The 22700-nt window shown below is 65.7% G+C and carries 20 protein-coding genes and 1 pseudogene; 13 read left to right on the plus strand and 8 right to left on the minus strand.

Annotation, left to right across the window (positions count from 1 at the left end; translation table 11 throughout):
- Positions 1-23 precede the first annotated feature (23 nt).
- Positions 24-1643 carry an ATP-binding protein gene (locus GV001_RS14160; protein WP_160080892.1) on the minus strand — a complete coding sequence of 540 codons (1620 nt, stop codon included), beginning with the start codon at positions 1641-1643 and terminating at the stop codon, positions 24-26.
- 34 nt (positions 1644-1677) lie between these two features.
- Entirely contained in the window at positions 1678-2400 is a 723-nt protein-coding gene (locus GV001_RS14165) for a response regulator (protein WP_160080893.1), read from the minus strand.
- A gap of 788 nt (positions 2401-3188) precedes the next feature.
- Between GV001_RS14165 and GV001_RS14170 the strand changes: the two genes are divergently transcribed.
- The 6 genes from GV001_RS14170 to GV001_RS14205 all read left to right on the plus strand — a co-directional run bounded on the left by GV001_RS14170 (position 3189) and on the right by GV001_RS14205 (position 12015).
- On the plus strand, positions 3189-6071 hold the full coding sequence (locus GV001_RS14170) for a ribonucleoside-diphosphate reductase subunit alpha (protein WP_160080895.1): 2883 nt from the start codon (positions 3189-3191) through the stop codon (positions 6069-6071).
- 347 nt (positions 6072-6418) lie between these two features.
- On the plus strand, positions 6419-7663 hold the full coding sequence (locus tag GV001_RS14175; protein ID WP_160080897.1) for a ribonucleotide-diphosphate reductase subunit beta: 1245 nt from the start codon (positions 6419-6421) through the stop codon (positions 7661-7663).
- A gap of 120 nt (positions 7664-7783) precedes the next feature.
- Complete coding sequence (locus GV001_RS14180) at positions 7784-8926, plus strand: FRG domain-containing protein (protein ID WP_160080899.1); 1143 nt, start codon at positions 7784-7786, stop codon at positions 8924-8926.
- 1095 nt (positions 8927-10021) lie between these two features.
- Positions 10022-10555 (plus strand): transposase, encoded by a 534-nt coding sequence (locus GV001_RS14195; protein ID WP_160080901.1) that lies wholly within the window; start codon positions 10022-10024, stop codon positions 10553-10555.
- A gap of 189 nt (positions 10556-10744) precedes the next feature.
- Positions 10745-11200, plus strand: a complete 456-nt coding sequence (locus GV001_RS14200) for a hypothetical protein (RefSeq protein ID WP_160080903.1) — start codon at positions 10745-10747, stop codon at positions 11198-11200.
- Positions 11201-11322: 122 nt separating this feature from the next.
- On the plus strand, positions 11323-12015 hold the full coding sequence (locus GV001_RS14205; RefSeq protein WP_160080905.1) for a GNAT family N-acetyltransferase: 693 nt from the start codon (positions 11323-11325) through the stop codon (positions 12013-12015).
- A gap of 150 nt (positions 12016-12165) precedes the next feature.
- On the opposite strand, the gene GV001_RS14210 is transcribed toward GV001_RS14205, so the two are convergent.
- Both GV001_RS14210 and GV001_RS14215 read right to left on the minus strand, forming a co-directional pair.
- Complete coding sequence (locus tag GV001_RS14210) at positions 12166-12828, minus strand: twin-arginine translocation pathway signal protein (protein ID WP_160080907.1); 663 nt, start codon at positions 12826-12828, stop codon at positions 12166-12168.
- 134 nt (positions 12829-12962) lie between these two features.
- Complete coding sequence (locus GV001_RS14215) at positions 12963-13814, minus strand: CAP domain-containing protein (protein WP_160080909.1); 852 nt, start codon at positions 13812-13814, stop codon at positions 12963-12965.
- A gap of 159 nt (positions 13815-13973) precedes the next feature.
- Between GV001_RS14215 and GV001_RS14220 the strand changes: the two genes are divergently transcribed.
- A complete protein-coding gene (locus GV001_RS14220; RefSeq protein WP_160080911.1) occupies positions 13974-14255 on the plus strand; it encodes a peptidylprolyl isomerase in 282 nt (93 codons plus the stop codon).
- A 46-nt stretch (positions 14256-14301) separates the two neighbouring features.
- Here GV001_RS14220 and GV001_RS14225 read toward each other — a convergent pair.
- Positions 14302-15057, minus strand: a pseudogene (locus GV001_RS14225) (YoaK family protein); the annotation flags it as partial.
- Between the two features lie 59 nt (positions 15058-15116).
- Between GV001_RS14225 and GV001_RS14230 the strand changes: the two are divergent.
- The 6 genes from GV001_RS14230 to GV001_RS14250 all read left to right on the plus strand — a co-directional run bounded on the left by GV001_RS14230 (position 15117) and on the right by GV001_RS14250 (position 18548).
- Positions 15117-15416 (plus strand): hypothetical protein, encoded by a 300-nt coding sequence (locus tag GV001_RS14230; RefSeq protein WP_160080915.1) that lies wholly within the window; start codon positions 15117-15119, stop codon positions 15414-15416.
- 199 nt (positions 15417-15615) lie between these two features.
- The gene (locus GV001_RS20190) at positions 15616-15747 is read left to right on the plus strand and encodes a hypothetical protein (RefSeq protein WP_256664927.1); all 132 of its coding nucleotides are present in this window, start codon (positions 15616-15618) and stop codon (positions 15745-15747) included.
- A gap of 208 nt (positions 15748-15955) precedes the next feature.
- Positions 15956-16657: a YebC/PmpR family DNA-binding transcriptional regulator gene (locus tag GV001_RS14235; RefSeq protein ID WP_160080917.1), complete on the plus strand. Its 702-nt coding sequence runs from the start codon at positions 15956-15958 to the stop codon at positions 16655-16657.
- 9 nt (positions 16658-16666) lie between these two features.
- A complete protein-coding gene (locus tag GV001_RS14240; protein ID WP_160080919.1) occupies positions 16667-16855 on the plus strand; it encodes a hypothetical protein in 189 nt (62 codons plus the stop codon).
- Between the two features lie 206 nt (positions 16856-17061).
- Positions 17062-17397, plus strand: a complete 336-nt coding sequence (locus GV001_RS14245) for a DUF2025 family protein (protein WP_160080921.1) — start codon at positions 17062-17064, stop codon at positions 17395-17397.
- A 275-nt stretch (positions 17398-17672) separates the two neighbouring features.
- Positions 17673-18548: a hypothetical protein gene (locus GV001_RS14250; protein ID WP_160080923.1), complete on the plus strand. Its 876-nt coding sequence runs from the start codon at positions 17673-17675 to the stop codon at positions 18546-18548.
- An 8-nt stretch (positions 18549-18556) separates the two neighbouring features.
- On the opposite strand, the gene GV001_RS14255 is transcribed toward GV001_RS14250, so the two are convergent.
- The 3 genes from GV001_RS14255 to GV001_RS14265 all read right to left on the minus strand — a co-directional run bounded on the left by GV001_RS14255 (position 18557) and on the right by GV001_RS14265 (position 22698).
- A complete protein-coding gene (locus GV001_RS14255) occupies positions 18557-19867 on the minus strand; it encodes a phospholipase (RefSeq protein ID WP_372238540.1) in 1311 nt (436 codons plus the stop codon).
- A gap of 217 nt (positions 19868-20084) precedes the next feature.
- The gene (locus GV001_RS14260) at positions 20085-20942 is read right to left on the minus strand and encodes an FHA domain-containing protein (RefSeq protein WP_160080925.1); all 858 of its coding nucleotides are present in this window, start codon (positions 20940-20942) and stop codon (positions 20085-20087) included.
- Between the two features lie 25 nt (positions 20943-20967).
- Positions 20968-22698: a serine/threonine-protein kinase gene (locus GV001_RS14265; protein WP_160080927.1), complete on the minus strand. Its 1731-nt coding sequence runs from the start codon at positions 22696-22698 to the stop codon at positions 20968-20970.
- Between the last annotated feature and the right edge of the window lie 2 nt (positions 22699-22700).

Below are 22700 nucleotides of genomic sequence, written 5' to 3' on the forward strand. Positions count from 1 at the left end.
CGCGCGGGAGCGGGGACGAGCCCTCAAGCCCGCTCGGCACCTTCCTGCCGGCGCGGCCAGACCAGGCTGAACTGCGCGCCGCCGAGGGCCGCGCTGCGCCCGACATGGGCCCGCCCGGCGTGCCAGTAGATGATCCGCCGCACGATGGACAGGCCCAGGCCGTGCCCGCCGGAGGCGCGGGTGCGGCTGTCGTCCAGGCGCAGGAACGGGGTGAAGACCCGCTCCCAGGCCTCCTCCGGCACGCCCGGGCCGTCGTCCTCGACATCCACCCGGCAGCGCTTGTGGCCGATGCGGTAGGACAGGCGCACCCGCGACTCGGCGTGGCGCATGGCGTTGCTCACCAGGTTCTGCAGGGCCCGGTGCAGGTAGCGCGGCTCGGCCTCGACCAGCGTAGCGCCGTCATCCGGCGCCACCTGCGACGGCGCCAGCTCGACCCGCACCGTCGCGCGCAGCGGCGCCAGCTCGTCGATCACCTGCTCCAGCAGCGCCTGCAGGTCGACCTGCTGGTAGTGCAACTCCGGCGAGCCCTGCTCCAGCCGGGCATAGACCAGCATCTCGTCGACCAGCTTGTCGAGTTCGAGGATGTCGCCGTCCATGCCGTCCATGTACTTGCGCCGGGCCTGGTCGGTCTGCGCATCGCCGATCATCTCCAGGCCGAAACGCAGGCGCGCCACCGGCGTGCGCAGCTCGTGGGACACCGCGCGAACCATCTCGCGCTGCACGCTCAGCAGGCGCTGCAACTGCTCGGCCATGGTGTTGAAGGTGGCTGCCAGGCGCCCCACCGAGTCGGCGCTGCGGGTCGGCACGCGGGCATCCAGGTGGCCGCTGGCGATCCGCGCCGCAGCGCTTTCCAGGCCGAGCAGGCGCCGTTCCAGGCGGCGTACCAGGAGATAGAGGATCAGCCCGGTCAGGCTCAGGCCGAGCACGCCGACCAGCACCAGCAGTTCGGTCGGGTACGGATTCATCTGGTACAGCGGGCCGACTTCCAGCACCCAGGGCGTGCCGACCATGCCGGCGATCACCCGGATCGAGTCGCCACCCTTGCCCAGCGCCAGCACCGTATCGCCCTCGTCCACCCGGCGCTGCTGGTCGGCGTCGAGGTCGACCTTCTCCAGGGTGACCAGGCGCAGGTCGAAGCCGAAGCTCTTCTGCGCCTTCAGCTCGGCCAGGCGCCTGGGCTGCTCGACTATCGGATAGCGCACCAGCTCGTCCATCAGCAGGTAGACGGTGGCCCGTGCCAGCTGCTCGCTGATCTGCTCCACCTCGGCGGTCAGCACCAGCTGCTCCTGTTCGCTGACCAGGCTGTAGACCCGCGCCGCATGCGGCCCGGTCTGTTCCACCAGCACTTCGCCGCGCAGCAGCAGGCCACGCGAGCGGCCATCCAGCGGCTCGGCCTTGAGCGACTCCAGGGCCAGCGGCACGCCGAGCAGGCGGCTCCAGGTCGCCAGGGCGCGACGCCGGTCGACCGATTCCATGCGCTCGAGGTTGTCCGCCATCAGGCGGAAGGTGCCGCGCGCCAGCTGCTCGCGGTACTGGTCGCTGCGCACCTCGTTGGTCAGCTGCAGCACGCCCACGCCGAGCAGCGCCACCAGCACCAGGGCGGCGATGATGCCGCCATAGATGCGCAGGAAGATCGAGTTCATCGCGCCGCTGCCCCGGCCCGCCGCGCGACACGCCTCAAGACAGGTCCTCGGCCGCTTCGGCGACGAACAGGTAGCCCTTGCTGCGCACGGTCTTGATCAGCCGCGGATGCATCGGGTCGTCGCCGATCTTCGGCCGGATGCGCGAGATGCGCACATCGATGGAGCGGTCCTGGCCGTCGTACTCGATGCCGCGCAGGGCGGTGAAGATCTCCTCGCGCGACAGGATGCGCCCGGCGTTGGCCGCCAGCAGCCAGAGCAGGTCGAACTCGGCGCTGGTCAGCTCGATGCTCTGCTCGCGCAGCCAGGCCTCGCGCATCGCGCTGTCGATCACCAGCTGGCCGAACTGCAAACGGCGCAGGCTTTCCGGGGCCGCCTCGGCGCTGCCCTCGCTGCGCCGCAGCAGGGCGCGGATGCGCGCCAGCAGCACGCGCGGGCGCACCGGCTTGCACACATAGTCGTCGGCGCCCATTTCCAGGCCGAGCACTTCGTCCATGTCGTCGGTGCGCGCGGTGAGCATCAGGATCGGCCCCTCGTACTGGCCGCGCACCTTGCGGCAGATGGACAGGCCATCCTCGCCGGGCAGCATCAGGTCGAGCACCACCAGGTCCGGTTGCTCCTTGAGGATGCGCGCCGCCGCCTTGCCGCCGTCGGACTCGATCGCCACCTTCAGGCCGTTGCTCTCCAGGTATTCCCGGGTCAGCTCGGCCAGGCGCTGGTCGTCCTCGACAATCAGGATTTGCCAGGCTTCTTGCTCCACACATCCTCCCCACAACCGTTCATCTATCTACGCCAGGCCGGCATTGTAGCAACGCAACCCGGGCAGCGGCGCTATTGCGGGCATCCGCGGTCCGCACCCGGCCGCGCGGAAAAAGCCGGCGCCGCGCCTGCACGGAACAGGCCAACAGCGCCGAGAAAAACCCTACATCTTGTGTTTGTGTGATTGACTAAAAAGTCACGTTCAGGGACGGCAAAAAAGCGCCGTCTGCCACGACGAACGGTGTAGCGGGGAGAATCCCAGCAACTGCGGGGCTTGGCGAAACTTACCCCAAAGTAACCCACAGATTTATCCACAGGCGGGCCGCTTTTCTCGGCTTGCCTTCGCCCAATCACCGCACTATCTTGTATCCCCAGCGCGACAAACACCTACATGTTGGGTTTTCGCACAAAGAATCACCCAAGCACATTTGCCCCGAAACAGTCCACTCCCTGAACTGAAAAAGTGCAAATCCAGGCTTAGATGGGCGCTTGAGCTCCACCGATCCAGAGCAGGACCCTGTACCGCCAGCAGAGCGAGGGTGTCCTGATCCGTGCAGGCCGCCTCGGCTGGCCTGCCACAACATCTAGTGGTGCCGGCCGCAATGCCGGCACAAGACTTGAAGAGCCAGGAAGGCGCTTGGTCGTACCTTCCCTGCCCAGTTTGCAAGTCCCGCGCGTCCGGCCTCACCGCCGTCCGCGTGGCGTTGTTGAAATGGAATGAACGGCGGTACGGCGCAGCGATCCACTGCTCAGCGCCCAACTAAAATCAAGAAAAACACGGAGACCTCCATGCAAACCGACACCTCTCGCGAGAACCCGCAGGCCGTCGCGCCGCAAGCCACAGATGCCGCCCAGGATCTGGCTGCCACCGCGCCCGGCCAGCTGCGCGTGATCAAGCGTAACGGCACCGTCGTGCCGTATACCGACGACAAGATCACCGTCGCCATCACCAAGGCGTTCCTCGCTGTAGAGGGCGGCACCGCTGCCGCCTCGTCGCGCATCCATGAAACCGTCGCGCGCCTGACCGAGCAGGTCACCGCCACCTTCAAGCGCCGCATGCCGTCCGGCGGCACCATCCACATCGAAGAGATCCAGGACCAGGTCGAACTGGCCCTGATGCGCGCCGGCGAGCAGAAGGTCGCCCGCGACTACGTGATCTACCGCGAGGCCCAGGCCGTCAAGCGCAAGAGCGCCAGCGACGACGTGGCCCAGCCGCACCCGAGCATCCGCGTGACCCGCGCCGACGGCAGCGTGCAGCCGCTGGACATGGGCCGCCTGCAGACCATCATCCGCGAGGCCTGCGAAGGCCTGGCCGAAGTCGACGGCGCGCTGATCGAGTCCGAGACCCTGAAGAACCTGTACGACGGCGTGGCCGAGAAAGACGTCAACACCGCCCTGGTGATGACCGCCCGCACCCTGGTCGAGCGCGAGCCGAACTACTCCTACGTCACCGCCCGCCTGCTGATGGACAACATCCGTGCCGAAGCCCTGGGCTTCCTCGGCATCGCCAGCAGCGCCACCCACCACGAGATGGCCGAGCTGTACGCCAAGGCCCTGCCGGCGTACGTGGAAAAAGGCAGCGAGTTCGAGCTGATCGACGCCAAGCTGAAAGAGTACGACCTGGAGAAACTGGGCCGCGCCATCAACCACGAGCGCGACCAGCAGTTCACCTACCTGGGCCTGCAGACCCTGTACGACCGCTACTTCATCCACAAGGACGGTGTGCGCTTCGAACTGCCGCAGGTGTTCTTCATGCGCGTGGCCATGGGCCTGGCCATCGAAGAGCCGAAGAACCGCGAAGAGCGCGCCATCGAGTTCTACAACCTGCTGTCGTCCTTCGACTACATGGCGTCGACCCCGACCCTGTTCAACGCCGGCACCCTGCGTCCGCAGCTGTCCTCGTGCTACCTGACCACAGTGCCGGACGACCTGTCGGGCATCTACGGCGCCATCCACGACAACGCCATGCTGTCGAAATTCGCCGGCGGCCTGGGCAACGACTGGACCCCGGTACGCGCGCTGGGCTCCTACATCAAGGGCACCAACGGCAAGAGCCAGGGCGTCGTGCCCTTCCTCAAAGTGGTCAACGACACCGCCGTGGCCGTGAACCAGGGTGGCAAGCGCAAGGGCGCCGTGTGCGCCTACCTGGAAACCTGGCACCTGGACATCGAGGAATTCCTCGAACTGCGCAAGAACACCGGTGACGACCGCCGCCGCACCCACGACATGAACACCGCGAACTGGATTCCGGACCTGTTCATGAAGCGCGTGTTCGACGACGGCCCCTGGACCCTGTTCAGCCCGTCCGAAGTGCCGGACCTGCACGACCTGACCGGCAAGGCCTTCGAAGAGCGCTACGAGTACTACGAAGCCCTGACCCAGTACGGCAAGATCAAGGTGTTCAAGACCATCGCCGCCAAAGATCTGTGGCGCAAGATGCTCTCGATGCTGTTCGAAACCGGCCACCCGTGGCTGACCTTCAAGGACCCGTGCAACCTGCGCAGCCCGCAGCAGCACGTGGGCGTGGTACACAGCTCCAACCTGTGCACCGAGATCACCCTGAACACCAACAAGGACGAGATCGCAGTCTGCAACCTGGGCTCGATCAACCTGGTCAACCACATCGTCGACGGCAAGCTGGACACCGAGAAACTCGGCCGCACCGTGAAGACCGCCGTGCGCATGCTCGATAACGTCATCGACATCAACTACTACTCGGTACCGCAGGCGCGCAACTCCAACCTCAAGCACCGTCCGGTCGGCCTCGGCCTGATGGGCTTCCAGGACGCCCTGTACCTGCAGCACATCGCCTACGGCTCCGACGCGGCCATCGAGTTCGCCGACAAGTCGATGGAAGCCATCAGCTACTACGCGATCCAGGCTTCCTGTGACCTGGCCGACGAGCGCGGCGCCTACTCCACCTTCGAAGGCTCGCTGTGGTCCAAGGGCATCCTGCCGCTGGATTCCCAGCAGATCCTGATCGAGGCCCGTGGCCAGAAGTACATCGACGTCGACCTGTCCGAGTCGCTGGACTGGGCCCCGCTGCGCGAGCGCGTGCAGAAAGGCATCCGCAACTCCAACATCATGGCCATCGCACCGACCGCGACCATCTCCAACATCATTGGCGTGTCGCAGTCGATCGAACCGACCTACCAGAACCTGTACGTGAAATCGAACCTCTCCGGCGAATTCACCGTGATCAACCCCTACCTGGTGCGCGACCTGAAGAACCGCGGCCTGTGGGACAGCGTCATGGTCAACGACCTGAAGTACTACGACGGTTCCGTGCAGCAGATCGAGCGCATCCCGCAGGACCTCAAGGACCTGTACGCCACCGCGTTCGAAGTGGAAACCAAGTGGATCGTCGACGCCGCCAGCCGCCGCCAGAAGTGGATCGACCAGGCCCAGTCGCTGAACCTGTACATCGCCGGCGCCAGCGGCAAGAAGCTGGACGTGACCTACCGCATGGCCTGGTACCGTGGCCTGAAAACCACCTACTACCTCCGTGCCCTGGCCGCCACCAGCACCGAGAAGTCCACCATCAACACCGGCAAGCTCAACGCCGTGTCCAGCGGTGCGATCGACGAGGGCAACTTCGCCGCGCCGGCCGGTCCGGCTCCGGTACCGAAGGCCTGCGCCATCGACCAGCCCGACTGCGAAGCCTGCCAGTAAGGGAAGTCGCGCGAAGCTGAGCGGCGCCCGCGTTGTTGCCCGGCAGGTCCGCCCCCATCACGTGCATTAGCACGCTCAGGGGCTCGAACCTGCCAGGCGCCTAGCGCTCACTCGCTCAGCTTCGCGCTCGCACCGAGTTGCCGATTCAGACAACTCGGCTCCCCTCACGGGGACAGGGGCACAGCCCCACGAACATATCCCCTCGCCCGCCCCGCGGGCCTGGGCGCCACCAGTCGGGTGGCACTGTTTAGCCCTTGCGTGCACACCGCAACGGAACATAATCAGAATTACTGGACATTCATACAGGCCGCAAACAACCCGGCCCGATGACCAAGCAGGAGACCACCATGCTCAGCTGGGACGAATTCGATAAGGAAGACGGCGCAGAAGCCGCCGCCAAGCCCGCCGCCCCCGTAGTCGGCGCCGCCCTCGATCAACTGGACAACGACGCCGCCGGCTCCGTCGAGGAAGCCCGCGCCGTATCGGCCGACGACTCCGACGCCATCGCCCGCGCCAAGAAGGCCCTGGACGCCCTCGACATCCAGGAAGGCCTGGACGAACTGGAAGGCACCAGCGCCCGCGTACACGTCGGCGACAAGCAGATGATCAACGCCCGCGCCGACCTCAACCAGCTCGTACCCTTCAAGTACGACTGGGCCTGGCAGAAGTATCTGGATGGTTGCGCCAACCACTGGATGCCGCAGGAAGTGAACATGAACGCCGACATTGCCCTGTGGAAGAGCAAGGACGGCCTGTCCGAAGACGAGCGCCGCATCGTCAAGCGCAACCTCGGCTTCTTCTCCACCGCCGACAGCCTGGTGGCCAACAACCTGGCCCTGGCCGTGTACCGCCTGATCACCAACCCCGAGTGCCGCCAGTACATCCTGCGCCAGGCCTTCGAGGAAGCCATCCACACCCACGCCTACCAGTACTGCATCGAATCGCTGGGCATGGATGAAGGCGAGATCTTCAACATGTACCACGAGATCCCGAGCGTGGCGAAGAAGGCCTCCTGGGGCCTCAAGTACACCCGCTCGATCTCCGACCCGATGTTCAACACCGGCACGGTGGAGACCGACAAGGAACTGCTGCGCAACCTGATCGCCTACTACTGCGTGCTGGAAGGCATCTTCTTCTACTGCGGCTTCACCCAGATCCTCTCCATGGGCCGCCGCAACAAGATGACCGGCGTGGCCGAGCAGTTCCAGTACATCCTGCGCGACGAGTCCATGCACCTGAACTTCGGCATCGACGTGATCAACCAGATCAAGATCGAGAACCCGCACCTGTGGGATGCCGCGATGAAGGACGAGGCGACCCAGATGATCCTGCAGGGCACCCAGCTGGAGATCGAATACGCGCGCGACACCATGCCGCGCGGCGTGCTGGGCATGAACGCGGCGATGATGGAGGACTACCTCAAGTTCATCGCCAACCGTCGCCTGACCCAGATCGGCCTGAAGGAAGAGTACCCGGGTACCACCAACCCGTTCCCGTGGATGAGCGAGATCATGGACCTGAAGAAGGAGAAGAACTTCTTCGAGACTCGCGTCATTGAGTATCAGACTGGTGGTGCGTTGAGCTGGGATTGATGCCTGGGTCTAGACCGTTAGGACAGATTAGAAACGCTTTGCCTGAGAATGGATGTTCGGGGTAGCGAGAGAAACTAAAAGCCCCGCCTAGTGCGGGGCTTTTTATTAAAGAACAGAAAAATGAGACAGATATCCTTATACATCAACACCACTGGCGAAGAGCTAACAGACGGCAACAGAGTAGTTGAGATCGCCGCATTGGAGCTAATTAACAAGAGCCTAACCGGTAATTTTATTCATTACTACATAAACCCCCACCGAGAAATCCCCTCCCCTGCAGTAGCCTGCCACGGAATCACCGAAGAATTCCTGCAAGACAAGCCATCATTCAAAGACATCATAGAAATTCTCGACGAATTTATGTCTGATAGCGAATTGCTAGCCATCGATATTAGTACACTAGATTTTTTGGCCCTTGAATTCGAGCTCCACAGAAAAACTCCTCAAAACCCATTCATCAGAAGAAATTCCGCGCGCCCCACTCTAAAAAGCATCCTAGCAAACAGCACCTACGAAAATTTTTGTTCGGCAATGGATAATTTCCAACAAGAATCCAGAGATCTATTCGGCGCACTTCTAAAGGCCGAAATTCAAGCTGACGCATATATATCAGCAACCAACAACGAGGTAATCGTAGGCAGCCTTACTGATTTCCTAGAGAAGGTTAAAGGCAGTAATCCGAACGACTTATTTCGGGGAGTATCAGATAGAAACTACAGACTCCTGCCCTCTCTTTTCAGGCATAAATCAGAAGATCACAGAGCACGCGAGCAGAAAATGTTGTGGGTTTTTAAAGCCCAAGCCCGACCATACCTTGAGAGACTCCCAGAAAACGAAATTCAATGGCTGACACTTGCACAGCACCACGGACTACCCACCAGAGTACTCGACTGGAGTCTCAGCCCACTAGTTGCATGTTTCTTTGCCACTCAATCAAACCCCGAAAAAGATGGCGCAGTTTACATGTACGAGGCAAGAAAATATGAACGAGAGGAAAACATCAACATAACAAAGCTAAAAGAAATTATACACTTCCTCCCATCTCACGAATCAAAGAGACTCACCGCACAATCTGGCATCTTTACAATCCACCCAGACTCACAACCTGAGTTCGACACACCACAAATAAAAAAATTTATAATCCCAAAATCCAAAAAACCAGAATTCATATCAACACTATCTAAATACGGAATAAACAACTCAACAATGTTTCCCGACCTAGACGGATTAAGCCTTCATATAAAATCGCAAAACAACTACTAGAAACGGAAATAGGACAGATTTATTTTCTAAGCCACTGCGCTGAACCAATCTTCCCTTTTCGCCCTTACGGCGAGTCACTTGACTCGCTCCGCTCGCCCTTCGGGCCAGCCTGCGGCTGTTACTACGCTGCGCTCCGTATCTCTTTGCCCGCGCAGAAAGTAACCAAAGAGAAAGCGCGCCCGACATCCGGGTTTCGCTGCGCGAAACTCCCCTCCCTCCGGTGCCGCTCCGGGGGCCGGCTTAAAGGGCCACCCCTGGCCCTTTAAGCCTCTCGCCGCATCCATGCGGCTCGTCCCCCTACGCAACACCTCCACTCGGCCTCCTGACGGGATTCGGGCTCCGAGTTGCTTGCCAGCCCGATCGTTCCCACGCTCCGCGTGGGAATGCAGCCCTCAACGCTCTGCGTCCACCTACCAGGCCGTGCCGACCGACAGCTCTGTGACGCGGAGCGTCACGAGATAGACTCCCACGCAGAGCGTGGGAGTCATCAAGACCGTGCTGCCTTGACAGGGACCCCGGCCCCGAGCTGCCTGCCAGCCTGATCGTTCCCACGCTCCGCGTGGGAATGCAGCCCTCGACGCTCTGCGTCCACCTACCAGGCCGTGCCGACCGACAGCTCTGTGACGCGGAGCGTCACGAGATAGACTCCCACGCAAAGCGTGGGAGCCATCAAGACCGTGCTGCCTTGACAGGGACCCCGGCCCCGAGCTGCCTGCCAGCCCGATCGTTCCCACGCTCCGCGTGGGAATGCAGCCCTCGACGCTCTGCGTCCACCTACCAGGCCGTGCCGACCGACAGCTCTGTGACGCGGAGCGTCACGAGATAGACTCCCACGCAGAGCGTGGGAGCCATCAAGACCGTGCTGCCTTGACAGGGACCCCGGCCCCGAGCTGCCTGCCAGCCTGATCGTTCCCACGCTCCGCGTGGGAATGCAGCCCTCGACGCTCTGCGTCCACCTGAGGCTCTACGCCCCCTCCCAACCCCGTAGCGATGCGAAGCGTCGCAGGCTAGGCTCCCATGCGGAGTGTGGGAGCCATCAGGCCTGGAAGGACAGGCAGCCACGCCTATCAGCCAACCGATTCACGGATGAATCCCATGGGCCGCAGCCGTTACGTCATCACCGACACCGCACAGCCGCACTTTCTCACCTGCACCGTGATGGAGTGGCTGCCTCTGTTCAGCCGCCCCGCCCTGGTCGATATCCTGCTCGATTGCTGGCGCTACCAGCAGGCCAAGCAGGGGCTCAGGCTGTACGGCTATGTGGTGCTGGAAAACCACCTGCACTATCTGGCCCAGGCACCCGACCTAGGCAGGTGCGTCAGCAGCTTCAAGTCCTACACAGCCCGGCGGATGCTCGATCATCTGCAACGGCGTGGCGCCGATTCGGTCCTGCAGCGCCTGAGCTTCGCCAGGCGGGCGCACAAGCAGGATCGGGAGTACCAGCTTTGGCAGGAGGGAAGCCACGCCGAGCTGGTCTGCAGCGCCGAGGTGATGCACCAGAAGCTCGACTATATCCACCAGAACCCGGTACGGCGCGGCTATGTCGACCGGCCTGAGCACTGGCGCTATTCCAGTGCGCGCGACTATCAGGGGCAGGCGGGATTGATCGAGATAGACCGCTGGGTGTGAGTGGACGCGGAGCGTCGAGGGCTGCATTCCCACGCGGAGCGTGGGAACGATCAACACGCTCAAAACCTGCAGCGAGCCGCGGCATCCACGGCTAATCTCCCAGAGGACAAGGCCGCGAGCAGCCCTCGGCTGAAGAAGCCCGCGACTGTGCCGCCATACGAACAACGCACCGAATGCAGGAGGGCCGGCATGGTCCACAAGATCGATCTGGTGATCCGGGGGGATTACCTGCAGCCTTTCGCCGCCGACAGCAAGCCCAAGCTGTGCCCCGAACTGGCGGACTACCTGCTGGACGAGGCGGGCTTCCAGCGCGAGCTGAGCCTGCAGGTCAGCTGCCCGGTGGAGGAGCGCGAACGCCTGCAGCAGGCCATCTCCAATACCTTTGCGCAAAAGAGCGAGCAGCTGCAGGGCGCTATCCGCGCCCAGCGCCTGGCCGGGCTGGGGTTGCTGGCGCTGGCGGTCGCCCTGGTGCTGGCGGCCACCGCTCTGGGCGTCGAGGGCACCATCCCGGTGGGCGTGGTCACCGTCACCGCCTGGATGATGGTCTGGCGCACCGCCGAGATATTCCTGCTGGACATCCGCAACAGCCGTCGCGAACTGCGCAAGTACCAGCGCATCGGCAGCGCGCCGCGGAACTTCGTCTGATCGCTTGAGCACGGCGCAGGATGGAAAACCCGGCGCGGTTTCCACCCTGCAGGCGGCACCCGGGAACTAGCACTCCGGCGAAGGGTACAATGCCGCACCGTCGCCCCGGAGCCGCTCCCCGCATGTTTACCCTCGCCCACCTGACCAGCCCACCGCCCGAGTCCCTGAAAAGTCAGGTTCTGCAGATGGTGGTGGACTACTTCAGCGACATCAGCCCGGTGTCGCTGACGCCCAGCAACCCGCTCTACCAGCTGTACCAGTACGTGATCGGCTACGAGGTGCACCTGTACCTGCAGGCCATGGGCAGCAGCCCGGACAGCAGCGCCCGGCTGATCCTGGCCCTGGACGATCAGGACCCATCGCGGGTGCTGGGCTTTGCCCTGTACCTGCCGAGCCCGGACGATGCCGAGGCTTGCACCCTGGCCTACCTGGCCGTGCAGGCCGGCCAGCGCCGCCACGGCATCGCCCGCGCCATGCTGCAGCAGATGACCACCTGCCACCCCCATGCCGAACTGGCCTGCGTGGCGAGCAAGGTGCCGATCTTTGAGGCCATGGGTTTTCGGGTGCTGGCCGCACGCGGGCCGCAGGTGCTGATGAACACCCGGGACCGCAGCTCGGACGGCATGGTGGCGGTACAGGACCTGGCCCCGATCTTCCAGTCCAAGGAAGTCCGCCAGATCCACGCCTACCTGGTGCAGCAGCACGGCAAGAAGGCCATGGGCGAGGCAGAGAAAAAGCGTGACCGCCTGCTCGACCAGATGGCCCGGCAGGCCCAGGCGCTGGTCGCCGAACGGCGGCGCTCGGCCCTGCACTGAGCCGGGCTAGCAGGCTGTTGAAAAACTACCTGCGTTGCCATCGCGGCGTTAAAAACAGGCTCAAAATGCTCATTTACTACTCGTAAACTGCGCTTTTTCGCCTGTTTTTGCCTTGCGCTGGCTGCCTCGCTAACGTTTTTCAACAGCCTGCTAGAGCCCCCGCGCCAACACTATGTCGAACACCCCGCTGCGCCCGACGGCCTCGCTCTTGAGCTCGATCACGTTGTCCGGATGCGCCTGCGCCCAGGGGTCCTTGGGAATGTAGGGATCGCCGGCGAAATACAGCTGCAGGGTCACCGGCACATGCAGCGACTCCATCACCCGGAAGTGGATATGCGCCGGACGGGTGATGCCGGCATAGCGCTCCAGCTCCGGCAGGTTAGGCGGCACCGGGTAACGGCCGGGCATCACCGTCTCGAGGCGGTAGCGGCCCTGCTCATCGGTATAGAGCATGCCGCGCAGATGGAACTGGCCACGCTCGGTGAAGTTGCCCGGGGTCTGGGTGTCGTACAGCCCCTGGCTGTTGGCCTGCCAGACCTCGACCAGCGCATTGGGCAGCGGCGTGCGGCAGTCGGCACTGAGCACCCTGCCGTCGATCACTAGACGCTCGCCAGGCTCCCCGGCCCCGGCCAGGGTGGCCAGAAAGGGCGCGCCGAAGCGGTAGTAGGGGCCGAGGATGTCGGCCTGCGTGGGTCGACACAGGGCACCGGCCAAGCCGTGGCGGACCAGCAATCCGCCCCCCAGCAGCAGCGCCGAACCCTGCAGCAAATGGCGTCGGGAAACACCCGCGCCCACCGCAGCCCTGGTGGCCATAGTCGCCTCCAGGCCGGATTCGCGCGCCGGCCTCGCCCTGACGGAACGCCTCTCACAAGACTAGCCCCGCCGGGGAGCAGCGACCGACCGTTCGGCTGCCGGCGAACCGGGCTGCTCTTGCTCAGCCCCCGGGTTCAGGGCGCGCCGAACAACGCCGTCCAGTAGATCCCCGCATCGCTTTTCGGGTCGACGGCATAGGCCGCGCCCAGTTCGCTGAACTGCGGGGCCATCAGGTTGGCGCAGTGGCCGGGACTGGCCAGCCAGCCGTCGACCACCTTGCGCGTGGCGTCCAGGCCGGCGGCAATGTTCTCGCCGATGCGCTGGCCGCCGTAGCCGGCCAGCTCGGCGCGATCACCCGGGGTGCGGCCGTCGCGGTCACGGTGGTCGAAGAAGTTGCCGTTAGCCATCGCCCGGCTGTGGCCCTCGGCCGTGCTCGCCAGCGTGGCATTCCAGGCCAGTGGCGCGGCAGCGGCGAAGGGTTGCCCGCCACATTGGCGCGCCTGGGCGCGGGCGGCGTTGATCTGTTCCAGCAACTTCTGCCCCTCCGCCTGCCAGTCGCCCAGCTTGCCGCCCAGCAGCGGCCGCGCCAGGACGATGCGCCAGTCGCGGTCCAGGCGGCTGACGCCGATATCGACGAACTGCGGGTCGAGCACGACCTGGCAGAAGCTTTCGCGCAGCGCCTGCATGGCCGCCTGCGCATCGCGCGGGCCGGACAGGCTGATGGCCTGCACGTTGACCAGCGGGTAGCTGGCCCGCGCCAGCGAGGCCTGCAGGTCGGCGCCGCCGCTGGCCGGCAGCACCAGGCGCGGATCGGCGGCCAGCGGCGGCAGCTCTGCCGAGGCCTGGCCGGCGCAGCGCTGCACCTGGCTGCGGTAGGCATTGATCGACTCGATCAGCTGCGCCTCCTCGGCCGCGCCGGCCGTGGCGACGCACAGCAGGCCCAGCGACAAGGTGGCGAAACGCAAAATGAATGAGCTGACGCGCATGAACGGCTCCCTCGGACAGACTGCGCCCATGATGCGCGATTTCGCGCCTGTGCGGAGCCCGGCGCGGGCAGATTTATCGCCAGCCGCTCTGCCATCCGGCATGCGCATGCCGGGCAATTGCGCTAGGCTCTGCACCTTCTCAACAAGGAGTAACACCCCATGGCCCGCGCCACTGCCCGTCATATCCTGGTTGCCACTGAAGCCAAGTGCAACGAATTGAAAGCCGCGATCGAAGCCGGCGCCGACTTCGCCCAGGTCGCCAAAGACAACTCCACCTGCCCGTCCAGCCGCCAGGGCGGCGACCTCGGTTCCTTCGGCCCGGGGCAGATGGTCAAGGAATTCGACACCGTGGTGTTCAGCGCGCCGCTCAACGTGGTGCAGGGCCCGGTGAAAACCCAGTTCGGCTACCACCTGCTGGAAGTGACCAGCCGCCAGGACTGATCCCCAGTGTCCCCACGCCCGCCGTGGGGACCTCCGGCGCCTCTCAGCGCCGCCAGCGCCGCAGCATCAGCGCCAGGTCATCCAGCGCCGGCACGATCGCCAGGGTCACCAGTACCAGGGCCAGCGGCAAGGTGGCGATATAGCCGAGGTACTTGAAGCCGAACGCGCCGGCGACGCCGCCGCAGAAGAAGCTCAGCGCCAGCACGGCCAGCACCAGCAGGCGCGCCCTGTTCACCGCCACCCGCAGCTTTTCCGGCACCGGCGAGCGATTCCAGTACAGCAGCTTGCCCAGCTCGATGCCGATGTCGGTGACGATGCCGGTGATGTGCGTGGTGCGGATCTCGGCCTTGGACAGCTTGGTGATCAGCGCATTCTGCAGACCCATGATGAAGCACAGCAGCATCACCGTGACCGGCACGAACAGCCCCTGCACATCGGCCAGGCGACTGCCCAGCAGGCCGAAGCACAGCAGCAGGAAGGCCTCCAGCAGCAGCGGCATGGCGAACTCGGCATGTCGGCGGCGGCGCCGTGAATAGTTGACCATGATCGCCGAGCAGATCGCCCCGAGCAGGAAGGACAGCAACCCGCCGGCGCCGTTGAGCACCAGGTCGTAGGCGCCGAGCACCAGGTTGTCGGCCATCGACGAGACGATGCCGGTCATGTGCGAGGTGTACTGCTGCACCGCGAGGAAACCGCCGGCGTTGATCGCCCCCGCGACGAAGGCCAGCACGAAGCCCAGGTGGCGATTGGCATCCGGTGTGCGTTTGCGCCCGACCAAGCGTCTGGCGTAGTGGATCGGCATGGGGCTCTACCTGTTGCGAAACGGGAATACGGGGCCGTGCAGCGGGCCAAGCATATCCGATGCACCCGGCTGCCGGCGCCCTGGCCAGCGCCTTCTGCTACAGCCCGGGGATTTCGCCGAGCTGTTCGCCAGCACCTGCCGCAAGCGACCCGCCTGCTCATGGAGCACCAGCAGCCGGCCTGGAACATCCTGCACAGCGCCCTGCTCCATCAGCTGGCCTGGTTGCTGGGCCGGGCCATGCGGGCGAGCGCGGCACGCCTATCGGCCTGCTGTGGGCCTCGGCCCTGAGCTGGCTGCTGGTCGTGCTGCCGATCGCGGCCCTGTACCTGCCGCTGCTGACGCTGGGCAGTCTGATCTAACAGGCGGTTGTCGCCGGTAAACCACCGACGTTGCCAGCGCGGCGACGAGTGCCCGTTCCCCTTGCCGGGCAGCGGCTATGCTGGATGGAGCATGAAGGATTTAGCGCAAGGCAGGCTCAGGCAGCCTGGGAGGTGACGGTGACCCACGAACACTCAGCATTTGTGTGCAATTCAATCCCCTACGCCTGAGGTATCGATCATGAGCAAGAGCATGGACTCGCACAAAGAGGCGAAGAAAAAGCCGCTGAAAACCGCCCACGAAAAACGCGCGGCCAAGCGGGACAAGAAGCACGGCGGCACCCTGCTCGGCAGCCACGCCGCTACGCCCTGAGCCCCACCCGCCACGGCAGCCTGTTCGCCCAGGCTGCCGTGGCGCCCTCGTTTTCGCCGCACCACCCGCCTCGTCCATCAGCCCGGCTGCGCGCACCTAGTGCCTAGCGCGGCGCGACCGGCTAGAATCTGCCGCCTGTTTCGAGTCATCGCGCCGGCTGTCCAGCCCGACGCACGACTCCCCACCCGCAGCAAGCGAGAGAACCGCCATGGGCGCACAGTGGAAAGCCAAACCTAAAGAAGCCGCAGCCAACGCCAGGGGCAAGATCTTCGGCCGTCTGGTCAAGGAAATCATGGTCGCCGCACGCAACGGCGCCGACCCGGACACCAACGCCAAGCTGCGCGTGGCCGTACACGCGGCCAAGAAGGCCTCGATGCCCAAGGACACTCTGGAGCGCGCGATCAAGAAAGGCGCCGGCCTGCTCGGCGAGACCGTCAACTTCGAGCGCACCACCTACGAAGGCTTCGCCCCGCACCAGGTGCCGGTGATCGTCGAATGCCTGACCGACAACCTGAACCGCACCGTGGCGGAAATCCGCGTGCTGTTCCGCAAGGGCCAGATGGGTGCCTCCGGCTCGGTGACCTGGGACTTCAACCACGTCGGCATGATCGAAGCCTCCAGCGACAGCGGCGCCGACCCGGAACTGGCCGCCATCGAAGCCGGCGCCCAGGACTTCGAGCCGTCCGATGAGGGCAACACCCTGTTCATCACCGAACTGACCGACCTCGACGCCGTGTGCAAGGCCTTGCCGGAGCAGGGTTTCACCGTCAACTCGGCGAAGATCGGCTACATCCCGAAGAACCCGGTCAGCGGCCTGAGCGACGCGCAGATGGAAGAAGTCGAAGCCTTCCTCGAGGCCCTCGACAACCACGACGACGTGCAGAACGTCTACGTCGGCCTCTCCGGCTAAGCCTCAGGCGTGAGCCGCAGCCAATACCACCAGCAGCATGCCGCACGTGCCGAGCTCGAAGCCCGGCGCCTGCTGCAACAGCGCGAGGCCCTCGGCCCGCGCTGGCTGGACTGGGTGGCCAGCCAGCTCTACCAGTTGTCCCCGCCGGAATACGCCAGCATGGTGCGCCGCGAACTGGAACGGCAAAGCGCCGGCTGAACCGCACCCTACGACCATCCGCCTGCCCTGCCGATAATCGCGACTGATTCTCAGGCGCCCTCGAACATTGATCTCCGACAAGACGCGGCCGGCGCCACCCCGCAACAATGCGCGGCATAACGCGTGTGCGGCCCACGAGCCCACCCCTCCCCCTTGCGTGTAGACCCGACCACCGCCGCCATCCGGCGCCAGCCTGAGGTTTACCCATGAGCATCACTTCCGCCAGCATCTGCGCCGCGGCCGACGCCCTGCAGGGCTTCGTCGGCTTCAACGAGAAGACCGGCCGGCACATCGTGCGTTTCAGCGAGGACTCCTTCGGCCTCGACGTGCCGGGCGAGAGCATCACCCCCACCAGCGAGTTCGTCTGGACGCCGCTGCCCGGCGGCATCATGAGCCTCAGCCGCGAACGCCTGCAGCTGCTGGTTGCGCAGAACATCGACGACCGCCTGCACCTCGCCGAGGCACTGCATGTCTACCTGCGGCGCAGCGACCTGCCGGAAATCAGCGCCGAACGCCGGGTGCTGCCCAGGGCGCCGGCCTGAGCGGAATCCGCGCACAGGCACCGCTGGATGGGCGCCGCCACGCTCAGCGCCTGCGCGTCCCGCAGGAGCGGCTTCGCCGCGAACCGCAGCGCCACAGCCACGGCTGAAGCCCGCCCCACGCTGGGGGCCAGTCGCGCCGCCAGCTCGCACGCCGGCACGCCACGGCCAAGCCGGCCCGTGAGCACGCTGTCACGGCGCTCCGGCGGGGCTGGCATAATGCCCGCTCCAAAACCGGGCGCGACACGACACCCGAGCGATTGAAAGGACGGCAATCGATGCACGCAACAGCGCTCTACGGCTGGCTATTGCTTCTGCTGCTGGCGCCACTCCAGACCGTGGCGGACGAGCTGCTGCGCTACCCGCGCGCGCCCAGCGGCGAGGAGTACCGCCAGGCCTACGCCCTGGCCCAGTTGCAGCAGGCCCTAGACAAGGCCGGCAGCCCCCTGCGCCTGCAGCCTTCGGAGCAGCCGATGGAACAGCAACGCGCGCTGGTCAGCCTTGAGGAAGGCGGCGTGGTCGACGTGGTCTGGAGCATGACCAGCGCGGAGCGCGAGCGACGCTTGCTGCCGGTACGCATTCCGCTGGACAAGGGCCTGTATGGCTGGCGCATCGCCCTGCTGCGTCAGGACCGCCCCCTGCTGCTGCGCCATGTGCGCCAGCTCGCCGACCTGCAGGGCTGGCGCGCCGGCCAGGGCCACGACTGGCCGGACACGCAGATCCTGCGCTACAACGGCCTGCCGGTGGAGGTCACCTCCAGCTACGACAGCCTGTTCCGCATGCTCGATGCCAGGCGCTTCGACTACTTTCCGCGGGCGGTCATCGAGATCTGGGACGAGGCCGAGCACAACCAGGAGGCGGCCATCACCATCGACCGCCACCTGCTCCTGCACTACCCCACCGCCCTGTATTTCTTCTTCTCGCCGCGCAACCCGCTGCTGGCCGAAACCGTGGAACGCGGCCTGGAGCGGGCCCTGGCCGACGGCTCGTTCGACCGCCTGTTCCTGCAGCACTACGGCGCCACCCTGGGGCGCGTCGACTTCGCCCGGCGCCGGCTGATCGAGCTGCGCAATCCGCTGCTGCCGGCGGCCACCCCCCTGCAGCGGCGCGAGCTGTGGTTCCGCCCGGACGACCTACGGCAGCCACGCCTCTAGCAGGCCGTTCAGGGCTGCCGGCTGGCGGATACCCCCGGCAGGCTGGCACGCACGGCCTGGCGGCTATGCGTGCCGAAGTTGCGGAACAACTCCACCAGCAGTTGCTCCATGGCCGGGTCGTGGGCGCTGGCCAGCTGGTTGCCGGCGCTGAAGCCCTGGCTGGCGGCCTGGCGCGCCAGCCACAGGCCGATCAGTTGATCCAGCTGATCGGCGCGCGCCTGGGACTCTGCGGCCACCACCTGCACCGCGTAGTCCGGGCCCACGGCCGGGGAGCCGGCATCCTGGCGCAGGTCGGCATAGGCCGCCAGCAACGGGTGGTCGGCCGGACCGTCGTGCATCAGCAGCTGCATGCGTTCGAGCTGGTAGTGCTCGATGGCGGTATGCCGGTCGGCCACGCGCTGGATCGCGGCATCGCGATCCTCCGGGAAACCGGCCTCGGCCTTGGCGGCGATCAGCACCATGTCGCCGGTATCCACCCCCGGCAGCACCCGGGCGTGGTAGGGCTGGGTCAGGTCCTGCAGGTAGTGCAGGGCCCAGCCGAGGAAGCGGTAGCCCCAATACGGGTGGCCACTGGCGAAGGCCAGGCGGGCCAGGCCGCTGTACTGGTAGATCCGCCAGTGCGGCAGGGTCCGCGCCAGGTACGGCGCGGCGGCGAAGATCAGCTCGGACTCGTGGTAGTAGCCGATATGGAAAGGCGCCTGGGAGGAATACTCGAAGCGCGCATCGCCGAACGGTTGCTCGCCGAAGTTGTAGTCCTGGCCGGCCGTGCCCGGGTTGTCGCGAAACAGGTTGATGTCGTGGCCATAGTCCGGCTCGTCGGCGGCGCTGGCCAGCACCTGCAGGGCGCTGACCGTCTCGCCCGGCTGCAGCTCCAGATAGCGCCAGTGGCTCCACGGGCCGATCTTGTGGAACACCAGGACATCCTGGCTGAGCAGGCGGCGCCGGCCGCCGGCATCCTGCCCCGGCAGCTGCTGGATGAAACTGGCCAGGCGCACCTCGGGGTTGATCCGCAGCGCCCGCAGGAAGGCCTGGCGCGGCTCCTTGAGGCCGGCGGCCAGCCAGCGCAGGTTGTCCGGGCGCGCCGGGTAGCCGGGGAAGTGTTCGCGGGCAAAGCGCTCCTGCTGGTCGAGCAGGTGTTCGATGGCCGGCGCCTGGTCGAGCAGGAAGGCCTCCAGCGGCTCGACCGGCACCTCGGCCGCCAGCTCGGGCATGCCGCGCAGCGCCAGCAGGCTGCCGAGGGAATGATTGGACCAGGCCTGGGCCGCCAGCGGCAGGCAGGCGAGGAGCCAGGCACAGGACAACAGGACGAACGGTTTCACTCTCACTCCATTACTCGGCGGCGGTCTGCGGCAGGCCAGCCTAACCCCGGCGGCCGCCCGCCGCACGGACACAAGACGCCAGGCACAGGCACAGATCCGGCCACCTGATGGCCTGGCGCGAGTGAACGCATGGAATGAGCGCTGTTCAATGCCGTCGGCGCCCTGGCCGGCGGCGCCCGATCCCGCTCGCCGCTGCCACGCGAGCGGGCTCCGAACCTCAGAACAGCAGGCTGGCGACCAGCAGGCCCGCGGCAAAGGCCGCCAGGGCCAGCAGGCCGGCCTGCAGCGGACTCAGGCCGGGGCGGCTCGGCGCCGCCGCCACGACGTGCGCGGCACTGGCCTGGGCGGCGGCGCGCAGCGGGTTGGCCGTGGCCGGCTGGGCCGCGTTGAGCGACTTGCTGGCGGCCGGCTTGGGCAGATCGACGGCGCGCATGAACAGGGTGGCGTCTTCGTCTTCGGCCTGCTGCACCTCGACCTTGGGGCCGATCACCAGCAACAGCACCGAGCCCATGCGCACCTGGTCGCCGGGCTGCAGCACCCGGGTATTGGCCTTCTCGCCATTGACCTGCACGCCGTTGGCCGAGGCCAGGTCCTTGACCTCGAGCACGTCGTCCTTGAGGAAGAACTCGCAGTGGCGCCGCGACAGCTCGGCATCGCTGAAGCACAGCTCGCACTTCACCGAGCGGCCAAAGGTCATCGAGCCGCTGACGTGGTACTTCTTGCCCTCGTTCTCGCCCTTGAGCACCTGCAGGAACCAGCGCTGCCCGCCCTCGCTGCGCGGCTTGGCCTTGGCCGGGTCGCTCAGCTGCAGCTCGACCTCGCCCAGGCGCAGGGTATCGTCGCTGCGCAACTGGTAGCGGTGGCTGACGCGCTCATCGTTGACGAAGGTGCCGCTGGCACTGTCGCAGTCGCTGACGTAGTAGAGGCCGTTCTCCTGGCGGATTTCGGCATGGAAGCCGTGGATGCCGCTATCGGCCAGCACCAGGTTGTTGCGCCGATCCTGGCCGACGGTGAAGCGCTCCTCGACCAGCCAGATGGGGGCTTGCCGACTGTCCTTGAAATGCAGCTTGAGCATCGTCTGAATCCTGTCGAAATGGCGCTCACTCGCCAAAGAGATTGTTCCACGCGCGCTTGAGCGGATTGCCCTCTTGCTGCGCCTTCTGCTCGGCGGCCCGCTGGTCGCGCGCGGCCGCTTCGCTGGCGCGTGCCCGGGCGGCGCGCGCGGAGCTTAACAGCTGCTGGTGTTCATTTCGCATCTTGAGCAGCTCGGGATTTTCCGGCTCGACCTGCAGGCCGCGCTCGATCATGGCCAGGGCCGCGGGGAAGTCGCTGCGCCGGTAGGAGGCATTGGCCAGGTCGCGGTAGAGCATGGCCACCCGGTTCAGGCCGGCCAGGGCCTGCTCGTGCCCCGGCGCCCAGCCGAGGATCTGCTGGTAGTAGTACACCGCACTGTCGTCCTCCGGCAGCAACAGGCGCTTGTCGGCGATGCTCTGTTCGGCCCGTTCCAGGTAGCCGGCGATACGTGCGTCGAGCAGACGCTGCAAGGCCTGCAGCGTGGCCGCATGCTGTTCGTCCAGCGCCAGGGCCTGGCGGAAATAGAAATCGGCGCTGTCATCGGCCGGGGCGGTCAGCAGCCCCTCGCGCAGGCGCTGCTCGCCCTGCTCGAGCAAGGCGGCGATGCGCGCCTCCTTGACCCGCAGCAGGCCGGCCAGCGCCGCGTCGTTGTCGGCATCGAGGCGCAGGACCTGGTTGAAGTAGTGCTCGGCACTGTCCTGCGGTGGCTGGTTCAGCTGCCCGCTGGCGAAGCGCTGCTCGGCCGAGGCGAGCAGGGCCTCGATCTGCCGACGCTCCTTGAGGTACAGGGTGGCGAAAGTCAGGGTGCCGATCAGCACCAGCACGCTGAGCCCCAGCAGCAGCGGCATCGCCGAGCGACGCGGCCTGGCCGGTGCCCCGGGCTTGGCCGCGGCGCCAGGCGCCACGCCGGCCGGTGCGACCTTGTGCGCGGGGCGCAACCGGGTCTGCTGCACCTCGCTCTGTCCGAGCGCATCGAGCGCGGCCAGCAGCTCGTGGCAGTCGGCAAAGCGCTCGTCCGAGTTCTTCGCCAGCATGCGTGCCAGCAACGGGCGCAAGGCCGCCAGCGTCTCCGGCAGCTCGGGCGGCGCCATCTGCACATGGTTGACCACGGTCTGGGTGTAGTTGCCGCCGCGATAGGGATTGCTGCCGGTGAGCATCTCCAGCAGGATCACGCCGAGGCTGTAGATGTCGCTGCGCGCGTCCAGCGCCTGGCACTGCGCTTGCTCCGGGCTGCTGTAGGCCGGGCTGCCGACGGCGATGCCGAACTGGGTCAGCTCGCTGTCGATATCGAGGTCCTTGGCCACGCCGAAGTCGGTCAGCACCACCGAGCCATCGGCGCGGAAGAGGATGTTGGCCGGCTTCACGTCCCGGTGCACCAGGCCCTTGTCGTGCACCACGGCCAGGCCGCTGGCGACCTGGCGGACGATGGCCAGGGCACGCTCGACGGGGAAGATCTCGCCCTTGTGCCGGGTCAGGTCGCCGCCGGGGAGAAACTCCATGGCCAGGTAGTAGCGCCCGTCGGCCAGGCGGTCGATGTCATAGATGGTGATGATCGCCGGGTGGTTGAGCGAGGCGACGATGTGCGCTTCCTGGGTGAAGCGCTGGCTGAAGGTCTGGTCATCGGCGCTGAGCAGCACCTTGATCGCGACCTTGCGGTGCAGTGATTCCTGGGTGGCCAGGTAGACCTCGGCCATCCCCCCCTTGCCCAGCTGGCCATGCACACGGTAGCCGGGTATCTCTAGCAAATGGTTGCTCATCG

It is taken from the genome of Pseudomonas sp. 8AS, assembly GCF_902506505.1.
GTDB lineage: Bacteria > Pseudomonadota > Gammaproteobacteria > Pseudomonadales > Pseudomonadaceae > Aquipseudomonas.

Bases quoted from the DNA above. Each gene is read 5' to 3' on its own strand.
- GV001_RS14205 (WP_160080905.1), top strand. From the start codon at position 11,323: ATGTTTACCCTCGCCCACCTGACCAGCCCACCGCCCGAGTCCCTGAAA.
- GV001_RS14215 (WP_160080909.1), bottom strand. From the start codon at position 13,814: ATGCGCGTCAGCTCATTCATTTTGCGTTTCGCCACCTTGTCGCTGGGC.
- GV001_RS14235 (WP_160080917.1), top strand. From the start codon at position 15,956: ATGGGCGCACAGTGGAAAGCCAAACCTAAAGAAGCCGCAGCCAACGCC.
- GV001_RS14245 (WP_160080921.1), top strand. From the start codon at position 17,062: ATGAGCATCACTTCCGCCAGCATCTGCGCCGCGGCCGACGCCCTGCAG.
- GV001_RS14220 (WP_160080911.1), top strand. From the start codon at position 13,974: ATGGCCCGCGCCACTGCCCGTCATATCCTGGTTGCCACTGAAGCCAAG.
- GV001_RS14170 (WP_160080895.1), top strand. From the start codon at position 3,189: ATGCAAACCGACACCTCTCGCGAGAACCCGCAGGCCGTCGCGCCGCAA.
- GV001_RS14250 (WP_160080923.1), top strand. From the start codon at position 17,673: ATGCACGCAACAGCGCTCTACGGCTGGCTATTGCTTCTGCTGCTGGCG.
- GV001_RS14210 (WP_160080907.1), bottom strand. From the start codon at position 12,828: ATGGCCACCAGGGCTGCGGTGGGCGCGGGTGTTTCCCGACGCCATTTG.
- GV001_RS14160 (WP_160080892.1), bottom strand. From the start codon at position 1,643: ATGAACTCGATCTTCCTGCGCATCTATGGCGGCATCATCGCCGCCCTG.
- GV001_RS14175 (WP_160080897.1), top strand. From the start codon at position 6,419: ATGCTCAGCTGGGACGAATTCGATAAGGAAGACGGCGCAGAAGCCGCC.
- GV001_RS14265 (WP_160080927.1), bottom strand. From the start codon at position 22,698: ATGAGCAACCATTTGCTAGAGATACCCGGCTACCGTGTGCATGGCCAG.
- GV001_RS14260 (WP_160080925.1), bottom strand. From the start codon at position 20,942: ATGCTCAAGCTGCATTTCAAGGACAGTCGGCAAGCCCCCATCTGGCTG.
- GV001_RS14230 (WP_160080915.1), top strand. From the start codon at position 15,117: ATGCACCCGGCTGCCGGCGCCCTGGCCAGCGCCTTCTGCTACAGCCCG.
- GV001_RS14200 (WP_160080903.1), top strand. From the start codon at position 10,745: ATGGTCCACAAGATCGATCTGGTGATCCGGGGGGATTACCTGCAGCCT.
- GV001_RS20190 (WP_256664927.1), top strand. From the start codon at position 15,616: ATGAGCAAGAGCATGGACTCGCACAAAGAGGCGAAGAAAAAGCCGCTG.
- GV001_RS14195 (WP_160080901.1), top strand. From the start codon at position 10,022: ATGGGCCGCAGCCGTTACGTCATCACCGACACCGCACAGCCGCACTTT.
- GV001_RS14180 (WP_160080899.1), top strand. From the start codon at position 7,784: ATGAGACAGATATCCTTATACATCAACACCACTGGCGAAGAGCTAACA.